The following is a 13,443-nucleotide window of genomic DNA, read 5'->3' as shown; positions in this document are numbered from 1 at the left end:
AGTCGGTCAATTCCGCGAAGGAAGATCCTTGCGCTATCTCTCCGTCATTCCGGCAGAGCCTGTCCCCGCGAAGGGAGACCATTGCAAGACCCAGCCGGGCTTTGGGATGACCGTGCGCATCGCTTCCGCGCCCAGATTCAACGAAGGGTGGATTCCCGCCTTCGCGGGAATGACGAAGGGTTACGCAAGGGTCTCCGAGGCCGGGGAGCCGGAATCCAGTCCGGTCGAACCTGGAGGCGCGCCGGATGCTTGGCGGCGGTCGGGCTTGAATCCCGTGCCTACCCTCCGAACCGATTGCGCAGGCCGGGGCGGCGGTCGAAGTCCAGGGCGATGACGGTGTCGATGGGGTCGGGGGCGAATGCCGGCAGGTCGCGCAGCCAGATGCGGTTCTGGCGCTGGTCGAAGTCGATGGGGGTGCCGTCATACAGGAACCGCGCTGAGAGCAAGGTGCCGTCCAAATTGCCCAGCACCATCTCCCGGCCCGGCCAGCGCCAGCAGTGCAGGTAGAGCGTATTGCCCTTGATGGTGTGATGCCGTCCGACGCTGCCCACGCGCATGAGGCGATCGGGCATGCGCTCGGAGCCGTAGATCGATTCGCTGTTGACCCGCATCCAAGCGCCCATGGCCCGCAGCCGCTCCACGGACTCGAACGGGATGTGCCCGTCCGGTTCGGGCCCGACGTTGAGCAGGTAGTTGCCTCCGCCCGCGGCGGCGGTGACGAGAAAATGAATCAGCTGCCGCGGCGTGCGCCACTCGTGGTCGATGGTGGAATAGCCCCAGGTGGTGTTCATGGTCATGCAGCTCTCCCAGGGGCGGCCCGGGGGCGACGCGGTGACGTGCTGCTCCGGCGTGTCGAAATCTTCGGGCAGCAGCGACCGGTCGTTGATCAAGATGTTCGGCTGCAGCTCGCGGACGCGGGCGTTGAGCGCCGCGGAGTCCCAGGCCTCCGGCGTGTACGGCCAGCCGCCGTCATACCAAAGCACGGCAAGCTCGCCATAGTCGGTGCACAGCTCTTCGACCTGCGCGTGCACGTAGGCCCGAAACCGCGCCCAGCCGTCGGGGTCGGCCTGCGGGCCACGGAAATATTCCGGCCAGCGCCAGTCCAGCAGGGAGTAGTAGAAGCCATAGGGCATGCGCCGCTTCTGGCAAGCGGCCACGAACTCGGCCAATACGTCCCGTCCGGCGGCGGAGTTGGGCGCCGTGAAGTTCGAGACCTTCGAATCCCAGAGCGCGAAGCCTTCGTGATGGCGCGAGGTCAGGATCATGTAGCGCATGCCCGTATCCTGGGCGAGCGCGACCCAATCGTCCGGGGAGTAGCGGGCGGCGGTGAACCGGTCGGCCAGGCGGGCGTACTCCTCGTTGGGAATTTCCTCCTGGTACATGGTCCACTCGTGGCGGGCGAGCACGGAGTAGAGCCCCCAGTGAATGAACATGCCGAAGCGGGCGTCGTTGAACCAGCGGAGAGCGTGGGCGGAGGCCATGGCTGCCGGACTTTCACAGGGTCTGGGACGGTTTGCATCATCGACCCCGCGCTAGTTCCCACGCAAGCGATGATCGCGTGAGCGAGACGGGCCCGGTATTAGTGGTGATGGCGCTTCGCGCCGAGATGCGTCAGCTTCCCGGGTCGGTTCGGCATGGGTCGAGGTGGCGCCGAGCGCTGAAGAGTGAGCCTCCACCCGTTGTTGCCGTGCGGTGCGGCATCGGTCCGGTCAACGCGGCGCGCGCGGCGGAAGCGGCAATTGCCCGGTGGCGGCCGGCGGCGGTACTGGTCGCGGGAATTGCCGGGGGCCTGCAGCCCGACGTTGCGCCCGGAACATCCGTCGTGCTCAACGCCGTGTGTTCCCTTCAATCCCGCATCGCGGCCGCTTCGAACCTTGCCGATGCCATGGATTCGGCGCTGGGCAACGCCGGCGTCAAGGCGCGACGCGGGGACGGCTGGACGATGGACGGTGTGGCGGACGCGGCGGCGAAGCGGCGACTGGGCGCGGACGGCGCGTTGACGGTCGACACTGAGTCGTTTGCCGTGCTCGACCGGGCGAGCGCTCACAGCGTTCCCGCCGCTGCATTGCGCGTCGTGGCCGATCCGGTTGATCGCGGCGTGCCCCGTTCGGTCGCTGCGCTGGCATGGCTCGATGGCGCGGCCTGGTGGCCCCAGGCATTCGACGTGTGGCGCCTGCCCCTTGAGCTTGGCGAGGCGGCCCGGTTTCGACGCGACTTGGGCGACGGCCTTGGCGGCCTTCGAGCCGCGCTGCCCCCAGTGCTGGAGGTGCTGACGAGGTGACAGCGCCTCCCGACAGGCTACGATGGCGCTGGCCAGCCTGGTCTGTGCCTGCGGGCATGCCGGCTGGCGTTGTGCCGCCCGCGGCGTTCGACGCGCCGCTCCCGACCTGAACGGACGCCATGACCGAACACGCTGAGCCCGGCACCGCGCTCCTCGTCGCCGGAATCGTGATCTTCGTGCTCGCCTACGCCGCGATTGCCAGCGACCGCGTGCCCAAGTCGGCGGTAGCCGTCGCGGGCGCCGTGCTGATGATCATGATCGGCATCATGGATCAGCACCACGGCTTCGAGCACATCGATCTCAACGTGATCTTTTTGCTCGTCGGCATGATGGTGTTGGCGGGATTGATCAGCGAGACGGGCGCCTTTCAGTACCTCGCGATCGTCGCCGCGCAACGCACGGGCGGCAATGGATTCCATTTGGCGGTGACGCTGTCGGTTATCACCGCCGTGCTCTCCGCGTTTCTCGACAACGTCACGACGGTCATTCTCATCGCGCCGATTACGTTGGTGGTGGCGCGCCAGCTGCACATCAATCCGGTGCCGCTGTTCATCGCCGAAATCTTGGCGTCAAACATCGGCGGTGCGGCCACGCTGATCGGCGATCCGCCCAACATCCTCATCGGCAGCGCCGGAAACATCGACTTCGCGGAGTTCGCGGCCCACATGACCCCGCCGATTCTGATCATGCTGCCGTTGTTCCTGGTGAGCCTGCGCTGGATGTTTGGCAAGCAACTCGCGGTTGATCCTGTGCACGCCGCCGCGCTGGCCAAGCTGGATCCGGCGGAGTACATCACGGACCGCCGCGGCCTGAAGATCGGGCTGGCCGTGCTTGGCCTCACGGTCGTCGGCTTTCTGATTCACGGCGCGCTGAACTGGGAGCCCGCCACTATCGCGCTCGGCGGCGCCGCGCTGGGGATGTTGCTGATGCGGGCCAATCCGCACAAGGCCTTCGCCGCGGTCGAGTGGCCCAGTGTGATGTTTTTCGTCGGCCTGTTCGTGATGGTCGGCGGCCTGGTGGAGCTCGGGGTGCTGGACGCCGTCGCCAACTTCATTCGCGACCTGACCCAGGGCAACGTGTTCGCCACGGCGGCGCTGACCATCTGGGTGAGCGGCATCGCGTCGGCCATTGTCGACAACATCCCGTTTGCCGCCACGATGCTGCCGGTGGTGCAGAATCTCGAGGCCGCCGGACTCAATCCCGACAACATCCTCTGGTGGTCGCTGGCGCTCGGTGCCGACCTTGGCGGCAACGCCACGATCATCGGCGCGTCGGCCAACGTGATTCTCGCCGGAATCGCCGAGCGCGAAGGCCACAAGATCGGCTTTGGGCAGTTCATGAAGTACGGCGTGCCGGTCGCGGTAGTGTGCATGGCCATCTCCACCGCTTGGATCTGGATCCGGTACGTCGCGTTCGCCTAGCAGCACCATGACGGAGGGCGCGTCCGCGCCTGGCTTGAAGCGCTTCGCGGGTCCGTAGCTCACGCGTTGACCGGCGCGCTACCTTAGGGAACCGCTTGCGCCGCAGGATCATCCGCCTATGCGCTTCTGTGTTGTTGGCTCCGGAGCTATTACGACGTTTCACCGTGACGCCCTGCTCGACATGGAAGGCGTGGCCATCGACAGCGTCGTGAGCCGGCTGTTGCCGTCGGCGCAGGAGTTTGCCGAAACTTGCCGCGCCGACTTCGCCACGACGGACCTGGCGGAGGCGCTGGCGCGCCCAAACGTCGACGCGGTGCTCATCACGTCGCCGAATCGGATGCACTACGACCAGGCCATGGCGGCCATCGCGGCGGGCAAGCACGTACTGCTCGAGATTCCCATGACCTTGGATCTCGGCCAGGCCGAGGAGCTGGATCGAGCGGCTCGCGCCGCCGGCATCACGCTGATGATCTGCCACACCGAGCGTTACTACGCGCCCAACCTTTGGTTGCATGAGCGCATCGCTCGCGGCAGCCTGCGCCCCTTGCACTTGCATCGGGATTGGCATTTCTTCCGCCGCGAAAACATTGGCTGGACCGGGCGGCGGCGCAGCTGGGTGGACGACATCCTGTGGCACCACGGCGGCCACGCGGTCGACAACGCGGTCTGGATGTTTGGCGAGGAGCCGCACGTCGCCCGCGGGCTCTACGGCCCGCCGAGCGGACCCAACCAGGTGCCGTTGGACCTGTCGATGCAGATGGCCTTTCCCGGAGGCGGACTCGCGTCGCTGGTGCTCTCCTACAACGCGATGGTGGACAAGGTGACGACGCGCACGGTGCTCATCTGCGAGGAAGACACATTCACCTTCCTGCACGACGCGCTGGTCAACCATGCCGGGGAGGTCGTGGCGCAGGAGGAGCAGATGCTGGCCGTGCCGCGCCAGAACCGGGAGTTCGTGAGCGCGGTGACGGAGGGACGCGAGCCGCTCACCGGGGTGGCGGAGTTGCTGCCGTCATGGCGCACACTGGACCGCCTGGAGCGCAGCGCGCTCGAAGCGGCGCCCTAGCGAATGTCCGGCGCCCGAATCCCGGTGGTGTGGTCCGACGCTCACGTGGACCATGCACCCACGCTGCAGGCCATCGACGGCGTCGACCATCCGCATCCCGAGGTGCCCTCCCGCCCCCGGCTGATCCGGGAGGCCTTGGATGCCGCGGGCCTTGCCGACTTGGTGCCGGCCGCTCCCTGCGACGACCTGCTGGTGGATCGCGTGCACGCCCCGGCGTACCGCAAGTTCATCGATCACGCGTGCGGTGAGCTGACCGGCGATGAGCAGCTCGCGCCAGCCGGGGTTTCGGCGGACGCCGCCGTCCTAGACAGCGACAGCCTGGCAGTGCGGGCGAGCTACTTCGCCTTCGGCACCGACGCGCCGCTGATGCGCGCGACCTACCGGGCGGCGCGATCGGCGGTGGATGTGGTCGTGACCGGCGCCGACCTCGTCAAGAACGGGGCGCCACATGCGTTCGCCCTGTGTCGTCCACCGGGTCACCACGCCGAGCACGATCGAATGGGTGGGTTTTGCTATTTCAACAACGCGGTGATCGCCGCCCATGAGCTGCTTTCAGCCGGTCGAGTAGCGATCCTGGACGTGGACTATCACCACGGCAACGGCTCGCAACACCTCACCTACGACCGGGGCGACATTCTCTACGTGTCGCTGCATGCCGATCCGCGCTGGGCCTATCCGGGATTCTCCGGAACTGCCGCGGAACGCGGGTCGGGCGAGGGTGAAGGATTCAACCTCAACTTTCCGATGTGGCCCGGTACCGCAATCGACGACTTCGCCTTAACGCTGGCGGACGCGTGCAATCGGATTGCGGATTTTGCGCCGGCCCGGCTCATCGTGTCGCTCGGGTTCGACACCCATGCCGACGACCCGATTGCGTCATTCACGCTGCAGAGCGAGGACTTTTCGCGCGTCGGCGCCGCGATCGCCCGCCTGGAGATTCCCACGCTCCACGTGCTTGAGGGCGGCTACGCGCTGGCACGATTGGGTGAGAGTGCGGTGTGGTACGTCGGCGCGCTCACCTGAGGCCCGCGATGCTGCCGAGCGGGCTTAGCCTTGGGCGTCGCGCTGCCGCTGGATGGCGCGTGGAATGCCGCCACTATTGACGACCTCCGCCGAAATGATGCGCTCGCGGCGGTCCTCGACCGGCAGGTTCACGCGCACGTTGCCGCGCCGGTGCGATTGGCGGGTGGCGATGGCGATTTCCAGCGCTTCGCGCGCGTCCTCGCCGCTGCACTTGGGGGTGTCGCCCGTCTCGATGCAGTGGATCAGGTCATAGATCACGTTCACGGCGCCGGCGCGCACCTGGCGCTCGGGCGGGAAGAAGCGACGCGCCGCCTGCGGATTCCGCTGTCCGGGAAGGGGGGCCTCGCTGGTCCACAACTCGCTCAGGCGCCCGTCGCCCATCATGCGGATCATGCCGGTCGTGCCGGTGATGTCGTACGAATGGTCGTTGGGGCCGTTGTCCAACGCGCGAAAATAGCCGCGCACGCCATTGGGAAACGCCAGGAATCCGCTGGCCGTGAAGTCGTTGTCGCTCATAGGATCCTCGTCGGGCCCCAGCTCGCCCACGACCCACTCGGCGCGACCGCCGGTGAACATGGTGAGCGTGGTGAGCATGTGACTGCCGTTGTGCGAAAGTCCCGATCGCGCCCTGGCCACGACGTGCTGCACGTCGCCGATCAGGCCGTCGTTGACCATGCGCAGGGCCTGGGTATAGGTATTCATCCAGCGACGGGTGCAGTTGACCGCCAAGGCGATGCCCGCGTCGTTGCAGGCGTTGACCACGTCGTCGGCCTCTTGCAGGGAGATGGTGATCGGCTTCTCCGCCCAAATGGCCTTGACGCCGTACCCTCCCTTGGCAACGTCGACGAGGATGGAGGCGCGGGGCTCCGCCGAGGTGCACACGCTCACGATGTCGGGGCGCGTTTCGTCGAGCATCGCGCGATAGTCGGCGTAGATGGCGTCGAAACCCCAGCGCTGACGTGCGGCCTCGCGTTGTTCCTCCCACGTGTCGGACATGCCAACGATCTCGACCTCGGGAACAGCCCGAAAGCAGGCGATGTGGGAATAGGGGAGGGAGTGTCCGTCGTAGACCTGAATCTCGTCGTCGATGGTGCTGGCGATACGTCCGAGACCGATGACTGCTACCCGTGTGCGCGCCATGGCGCCTCCTGGAGATGCCGGTGCTCAATCGCCGCAGTATGACCGGCCGGAGCGCGGCGTGCATGGTTCTGGCGGGGCTCGCCGCCAGCGTGGCCCTGCTTGCTGGGTGCGGATCGGCTGGCGAGGAGGCGTCGGGCGCCGCGACGGCCCCCGCGACGCAGTCGAGGCTTACGAACGGCGACTGGGTGGTGGCGCACTCGGACGCCGCCGAAGTCGTCGGTCGCGAGGTGGAGCTGCGGGGCTGGGTGTTTGACGTCGCCGATCTCCCGGAGAGCAACGAGACGGCGTTCCTGGTGTGGGTCGACTTCGACAACGACGAGTTGCCGACGGCGTTTGTCATCCAGGGGGTGCCGCCGGAGCTCGAGGCGAACGCGTTCGTTGTCGTGCGCGGCGTCGTGGAGGGCAGCGAGCCGCACACCTATCCGGATGGTCGCGAGGCGCTCATCCCTCGCGTGCGCGTGACGGCGCTCACGATCACCGACCGGCTCGGCATTCGTCCGGCGGTGTGGGTAGTCGATGTTGGACAGACGCTCACCCAGGTCGATATTCGCGTGACGCTGGAGCGAATCGAGTTCGCGGCGGAGGAAACCCGGCTCCTGTTCGCGGTGGAGAACCGGAGCGACGAGACCATCAGTGCGATCGGTACGGGAGTGCGGGTGCAGCGAGGCGAGGTCGAGTTCCGCGCGGTGTTCCCGACCGGACATGGCGTGCCGCCGCCGCGCGGGCGGGTGGAATCCGGGGCGGTCGAGCGCGGCTGGTTTCAGTTTCCGCCCCTGGACCGGGTCGGTCCGCCGCTGGTCATCATTTGGGACGGCGCCCACCCGGACGCGCCGGTTCAACGCTATCGGCCGTGGCAGTGGGTGGTTGACACCGCCGGAGGGCAACGGCCCGAGGGCTGACCCAAGATTCAGACTGGCGGAACGACGCCGCCTACATCACCGGGCTTCAGTCAGCGTCGCGGTGGAATGGCGATGTACTAGTCGGTCGGCAGGTTGTTGCCATTCATGCGATGCCGCATGAGCACTAGCGCCGTGATCGACGTTGCGGCCATGAATCCGGCGGACGCCGCGCCGGCATAGTCCAGCCAGTTGATCTCGAACGCCAGGTAGATGAGCAGAAACGGGTAGAACGACATCCAAGTCTTGATCGCCAGAGGCACGTCGGCGCCGTGGCGATTGGCGGCGTAGAGCATGAAGTTCACCAGCGGATACAACAGCGCGTAGGCCACGCCGATTTCGCCCCGCATCGCGCCGGCGGCGACCAGACCGCCCACGAACGTGATCTCGCGGATGTGGTCGGAAACCTGGTCGGCCAGGGCTCCGAAGGCTGACGCACGGCCCGTTTTTCGCGCCAGCGCCCCGTCGATGGCGTCCAGCAGCAGCGTGCCCACGAATAGCCCCAGGGCCACGCGCGGCGCGTGCATGATGAGCGCGGCGGCGGCGAATCCGATGGGAATCTGGCTCAACGACACAGCCGTCGGCGGCACGCCGAGCCAGGCCAGCGCAGCCACCACCGGTGCGAGAACGACCGCCATTGCGCGGCGAAACGGCCCCAGGATGATTCGCTCGGCCCGCGAGTAGGATCCGGCCGCCGGCTGACCGCCCTCGCCGCCCATGCTTACCAGGCCAGCCGCTCGGCCAGGAAGCCGTGAAGGTCGTCTACGGCCACGCGGTCCTGGTCCATCGTGTCGCGGTGACGGACGGTCACGGAGTGGTCGTCCAGCGAGTCGTAGTCCACGGTGATTCCGAATGGCGTGCCGGCCTCGTCCTGGCGGGCGTAGCGTCGCCCAATGGACCCGCCGGCGTCGTAGAAGACCGGCCACGACGCGGCCAGACGCGCTCGAACGTCTCGCGCGAGCTTGACCAAGTCGGGCTTGTTGCGCGCCAGCGGAAAAATGGCGGCCTTGATTGGCGCCAGGCGCGGGTCCAGGTTCAGGAAGACTCGCGTCTCGCCGCGCACTTCCTGCTCGGTGTAGGCGTCGGCCAGGAATGCCAACGCCGCGCGGTCGACACCGCTCGCCGGCTCGACGACGTAGGGCCGGATGTGCGACTTGGAGGCTTCGTCGAACACCGTGAGTGTCTCCCCGCTGGCCTCGGCGTGCCGCGCGAGGTCGAAATCGGTGCGGTTGGCAATGCCTTCCAGCTCACCCCAGCCGAAGGGGAACTCGTACTCGATGTCGGTGGTGCCCTTCGAGTAGTGCGAAAGCTCGTCGGCGCCGTGCGGGCGCAGCCGAAGACGACTGGAGTCGAGCCCGAACTCCTGCCACCAGGCCAAGCGCTCATCGACCCAGGCTTGGTAGGCGGCCGCGTCCTGACCAGGCTCCACGAAATATTCCAGCTCCATCTGCTCGAACTCGCGGCTGCGGAAGATGAAGTTTCCCGTGGTGATCTCGTTGCGGAACGCCTTGCCGATCTGGGCGATTCCGAACGGCAGTCGGACGCGCGTTGAGTCGAGGACGTTCTTGAAGTTGACGAAGATCGCTTGAGCCGTCTCGGGCCGGAGGTAGGCCGTGGCCGCCGACTCCGCGACCGGTCCGACCTGTGTGCTGAACATGGTGTTGAAGCGGCGCGGATCGGTGAGCGCCGCACCGTCATGCGGGCACGCGCCGTCCGGCACGTCATCCTGGCGAAAGCGGCGGCGGCACTCGGGACATTCGACCAGGGGGTCGTTGAAGTTCTCGACGTGTCCCGAAGCTTCCCAGACCCGGGGATGCATGAGGATCGAGGCGTTCAGGCCCACCACGTCCTCGCGGGCCATCACCACGCGGCGCCACCAGGCTTCCTTGACGTTGCGGATCAACTCGGCGCCCAGCGGTCCGTAGTCCCAGGTGCTGGCGAACCCGCCGTAGATCTCGGAGCTCCCGAATACGAATCCGCGACGCTTGGCAAGAGCGACCAGGGTGTCGAGATCGGGCGCAGCCATTGCTAGTCCTTCCGATTCGGCAGCGACCCGCCGCGGGTCGCGCCATGCGTGAGGCCGGTCAGCGTGCCGCCAGCTTCCCAGGCGCCGCCGGAGTTAGCATGCGCGCGGACTTCACATCGCGTTCGAGGATGGTTGACGAGTAGGCCCGCAGGATGTCTCGAACCTCGGCGCGCACGTCGGCGTCCACCCGCAAGCGCGAGGCGGCGTGAAACCCCTCGCGGGCGAGATACCGCAGCACCTTGAGTGCCGAGACGCTCAGGGGCCGTGATTCATGTTCGCGGCTGTCGGTCCGGCAAACCACACCTCCCGCCGCGCTGGCAAAGCGATGGTCGCCGGGTTGCAGCGGCTGTCCGCACGTGGTGCAGCGGCTTAGCTCGGGTGAGTAGCCGTGCACTTGCAGGAGGATGAGCGCCAACGCCGTGAGCCAAAGCTCCGGCGGGTCGCTGCTCAGGTCGAGTCCCCGCAGAAACGTGAGTACCGCGTCGTACGCGTCGAGCGATGGTTCGTTGTCTTCGCTCAAACCGTCGAGTAGCTCGACGGACCACCCCGCCGCGGCGAAGGCCGCCAGGTCGGTTCGCAGGCGCGGGTGCGACTCCAGCTCCTCGACCTGCGAAAGGATGTCGAGGGACGAGCCCACGACGCCCAGGATGCGGACGCGGTTGAAGAGCTCGATACTGGGCGCCAGGTGGCTGGCGGGCCGCCGCGAGCCGCGCGCAACCAAGCGGCGTCGACCGAACTCGCGAGTAAAGAGCGTGACGATGCGGTCGGCGTCGCCCAGGTCGCGCCGACCGAGCACGATGCCCTCTGCGCGATAGGTTTGTGAGCGGCCCATTTCCGGCATGGCCTCAGCCTAAGCGGCGGCAGTTCCGCGGGCAATGGTCGCCGTCACTCGGGAGCAGCGCCAGCGTCCGCCTCCGAGGCCGTTTCCGGAGGCACGAGCTCGATTTCGGCCACGCGCGGACCCTGCATGCGGCGCACGTGGAGTCGCCACCCGTCGTGAATCACCATTTGTCCGACGCGGGGCATGGCGCCGAGCTGCTGCATCACGTACCCGGCGACCGTGGAATAGGGACCTTCGGGCAGTTGCAGGCCCGTCCGGTCCTCGAGATCGGCGGGACGCAGGCTGCCGGCCACGACGAAGCGTCCGGGCTGGGCTGACGGCAGATGGGACTGCCGATCGAACTCATCGGCGATTTCGCCCACCAGCTCTTCCAGCAGATCCTCCAGAGCCACGACGCCCGCCGGGCTGCCGTGCTCGTCGATGGCGAGCACCATATGGCTGCGTCGGCGTCGCATATCGAGCAGCAGCGCGCCCAGCGTGGCGGTCTCGGGCACCACCGGCAACGGGCGAATCATGGCGACCGGCAGCGCCGACGATGGCCGCAGATCGGTGCGCGTCAGCAGGTCCTTGATGTGCACGAATCCCCGAAAGTCGTCCGGTTGGCTGCCGAGCACGGGCAGTCGGGAATGCCCCGTTTCAGCGGCAAGGGCCTCGATCTCGCGAACGGTTGCGGTGGCGGGCACGGTCACGACCGATGATCGCGGCAGCATGATGTCGCGGGCCTTGCGCGATTCGAGCCCGATCGCGCCTTGCACCAGCCGAAAGTCGGAGACATCGATGGCCTCGATGCGGCGCAAGGCCGAAAGCATCTCGGTGATCTGCGTCGCCGTGTAGCGCGTCCGCAGCTCTTCGCGCGGGGCAATGCCGAACGCGCGCAGCACCAGGTTGGCCATGCCGTTGAGGACCCATAGCACCGGTCGAATCGCGTTGGCGTAGGCCCGGTACGGCACCGAGACCCAGAGCATGGTTCGGATTGGCTCCGCAATGGCGATGTTTTTGGGCGCCATCTCGCCCAGCACCATGTGGAGGAAGACGACGAGGGTGAGGGCAATGGCCGACGCAATGACGTGGATCACGTTCTCGGGAATGTCGATGTGATCGCCCACCGCGTGGACGATCAAGTCAGCGATGGCCGGTTCCGCGACGAATCCAAGTCCCAGCGAGGCCAGGGTGATCCCAAACTGCGCGCCGGTGAGCATGAAGGCGAGCTCGCGCAGCGACGTGCTGGCCAGTCGCGCGCGATAGCCACCCCGCGCGGCCTCAGCCTCGATGGCTGAGCGTCGTCCGGCGGCCGCGGTGATGGCCACCTCCGCTCCGACCATGAACGCGTTCACGGCGAGCAGCAGCACCGCCGCGAGGAGAAACACGACGTTCATGCGCGACCCCGCAGGCGAGCCGGCGACGTGAGCAGAACCTGCGCAATGCGCGGACCGTCCATTTCGAGGACCTGAAAGCGCCAGCCGTCGATTTCAATGCGGTCGCCAACGTCGGGCACTCGCTGGAAGCGCATGATCAACAGCCCCGCCAAGGTGTCATAGCGGCCGTCGGGCATTTCGAATCCGGTGGCTTCGAGCAGCTCCAGTTGCCGAATGCGTCCGTCCGCTTCATACACGCCGGTACCGGTTGGCGTCGCCAGCCGCACGGCTGGGGGGTCGTACTCGTCCTCGATTTCGCCCAGCACCTCTTCCACGATGTCCTCGATGGTGACGATGCCGGATTCGTTGCCGAACTCGTCGAGCACGATGGCCATGGTTTGACCCTGCCGTTGCAGCTCGATGAGCAGGCTGTGCAAATCGGTGGACTCCGGGACTACGACCAGCGGTTGGCCGCTGGGCGCAAGCGCCGTTCGCGCGCGATCCTCCGCCGCGACCCGGAGGGCGTCCTTCACGTGCGCGATGGCCGCGAATCCCGAGCCGTAGACATCCTGGATGGGGAAGCGCGAGTGTCCGGTGTCCCGCGCCGCCTCGATCAAGTCCGCGTAGGTGGCGTCGCCGGCCAGCGAGACGACCGACGAGCGGGGGACCTGGACGTCGCGCGCGGCGCGGTCGCGCAGGCTGAGCGCCCGGTCGAGCAGCGTGTGCTCGACACCCTCGATCTCACCCTCCAGCGCCGCCCAGCGGAGCGTGCTCCGGAGCTCCTCGAGCGACTCGACGCCGGGGAGCTCCTCGCGCGGCTGAATCCCCACGCGCTGCATGGACCAGTTGGCCGCCGCGTTCAGGAAGCGGATGAGGGGGCCCGCCAAGGTGTTGATGAGCACCACGGGCGGGACGAAGACGACCGCGGTGCGGGCGGGCCGTGCAATGGCCAGGTTCTTGGGCGCCAGCTCGCCGAAGACCATTTGCAGCGCGGTCGCAAGCACCAGCGCGATTGCCGCGGTTGCGGCGCCGATAGACCCCGGCGGCAGCCAGCCCAACAGTGGCCGAAGTATTGGCGAGAGTGCGCCGTCGACAACCCAGCCCAGGATCAGCGAGCTGATGGTGATTCCCAGCTGGGCCCCTGAGAGCTGGAATGAAAGCGTCCGCAGGGCTCGCTGCACCAGACGCGCGCCGCGGACGTTGCGGCTGGCCAAATCGTCGATGCGATAGCGGTCTACCGCAATGAGCGCAAACTGGCCTCCGGCGAATAGCGCGTTGATCGCGATGAGCACCACGAACACCGCGAGGCCGACCAGGATTTCTATAGCGGCGTTCCCTGCGTGACCCTAGGCCGACAAAACCGGCGGCGCCGGCAGGCAACTGGCATGCGGCAG

12 protein-coding genes are annotated in these 13,443 nt (G+C 67.2%); 5 read left to right on the top strand and 7 right to left on the bottom strand.

The window, feature by feature from the left end:
* Positions 1–278: 278 nt before the first annotated feature.
* A complete protein-coding gene (locus tag OXG79_08410) occupies positions 279–1,481 on the bottom strand; it encodes an alpha-L-fucosidase (protein MCY3783792.1) in 1,203 nt (400 codons plus the stop codon).
* Between the two features lie 77 nt (positions 1,482–1,558).
* Between OXG79_08410 and OXG79_08405 the strand changes: the two genes are divergently transcribed.
* The 4 genes from OXG79_08405 to OXG79_08390 all read left to right on the top strand — a co-directional run bounded on the left by OXG79_08405 (position 1,559) and on the right by OXG79_08390 (position 5,791).
* Positions 1,559–2,281: a hypothetical protein gene (locus OXG79_08405; GenBank protein MCY3783791.1), complete on the top strand. Its 723-nt coding sequence runs from the start codon at positions 1,559–1,561 to the stop codon at positions 2,279–2,281.
* Positions 2,282–2,400: 119 nt separating this feature from the next.
* Positions 2,401–3,702, top strand: a complete 1,302-nt coding sequence (locus OXG79_08400; protein ID MCY3783790.1) for an ArsB/NhaD family transporter — start codon at positions 2,401–2,403, stop codon at positions 3,700–3,702.
* A gap of 118 nt (positions 3,703–3,820) precedes the next feature.
* Positions 3,821–4,768, top strand: a complete 948-nt coding sequence (locus OXG79_08395; protein MCY3783789.1) for a Gfo/Idh/MocA family oxidoreductase — start codon at positions 3,821–3,823, stop codon at positions 4,766–4,768.
* 3 nt (positions 4,769–4,771) lie between these two features.
* Positions 4,772–5,791, top strand: a complete 1,020-nt coding sequence (locus tag OXG79_08390; GenBank protein MCY3783788.1) for a histone deacetylase family protein — start codon at positions 4,772–4,774, stop codon at positions 5,789–5,791.
* Positions 5,792–5,815: 24 nt separating this feature from the next.
* On the opposite strand, the gene OXG79_08385 is transcribed toward OXG79_08390, so the two are convergent.
* Positions 5,816–6,931 carry a Gfo/Idh/MocA family oxidoreductase gene (locus tag OXG79_08385; GenBank protein ID MCY3783787.1) on the bottom strand — a complete coding sequence of 372 codons (1,116 nt, stop codon included), beginning with the start codon at positions 6,929–6,931 and terminating at the stop codon, positions 5,816–5,818.
* A 62-nt stretch (positions 6,932–6,993) separates the two neighbouring features.
* On the opposite strand from OXG79_08385, the gene OXG79_08380 reads away from it, so the two are divergent.
* Complete coding sequence (locus OXG79_08380) at positions 6,994–7,830, top strand: hypothetical protein (GenBank protein ID MCY3783786.1); 837 nt, start codon at positions 6,994–6,996, stop codon at positions 7,828–7,830.
* Positions 7,831–7,907: 77 nt separating this feature from the next.
* Here the strand turns inward: OXG79_08380 and OXG79_08375 are convergent, their stop codons facing one another.
* The 5 genes from OXG79_08375 to OXG79_08355 are packed head-to-tail and all read right to left on the bottom strand — an operon-like array spanning position 7,908 to position 13,341.
* Complete coding sequence (locus OXG79_08375; protein ID MCY3783785.1) at positions 7,908–8,546, bottom strand: CDP-alcohol phosphatidyltransferase family protein; 639 nt, start codon at positions 8,544–8,546, stop codon at positions 7,908–7,910.
* Positions 8,547–8,548: 2 nt separating this feature from the next.
* Positions 8,549–9,853 carry a glycine--tRNA ligase gene (locus tag OXG79_08370; GenBank protein ID MCY3783784.1) on the bottom strand — a complete coding sequence of 435 codons (1,305 nt, stop codon included), beginning with the start codon at positions 9,851–9,853 and terminating at the stop codon, positions 8,549–8,551.
* Positions 9,854–9,911: 58 nt separating this feature from the next.
* Positions 9,912–10,694: a DNA repair protein RecO gene (recO, locus tag OXG79_08365; GenBank protein MCY3783783.1), complete on the bottom strand. Its 783-nt coding sequence runs from the start codon at positions 10,692–10,694 to the stop codon at positions 9,912–9,914.
* Positions 10,695–10,738: 44 nt separating this feature from the next.
* Positions 10,739–12,070, bottom strand: a complete 1,332-nt coding sequence (locus tag OXG79_08360; GenBank protein MCY3783782.1) for a hemolysin family protein — start codon at positions 12,068–12,070, stop codon at positions 10,739–10,741.
* Positions 12,067–13,341, bottom strand: coding sequence for a hemolysin family protein (locus tag OXG79_08355; protein ID MCY3783781.1), 1,275 nt, complete (start codon positions 13,339–13,341; stop codon positions 12,067–12,069). Before OXG79_08355 ends, OXG79_08360 begins: the two co-directional genes overlap by 4 nt.
* Positions 13,342–13,443: the final 102 nt, after the last annotated feature.

The sequence above is a fragment of the Chloroflexota bacterium genome (assembly GCA_026706485.1).
Taxonomy (GTDB): domain Bacteria; phylum Chloroflexota; class UBA11872; order UBA11872; family UBA11872; genus JAJECS01.
The sequence above is the reverse complement of the archived record's forward strand: the minus strand, read 5'-3'. Positions and strand labels throughout refer to the sequence as shown.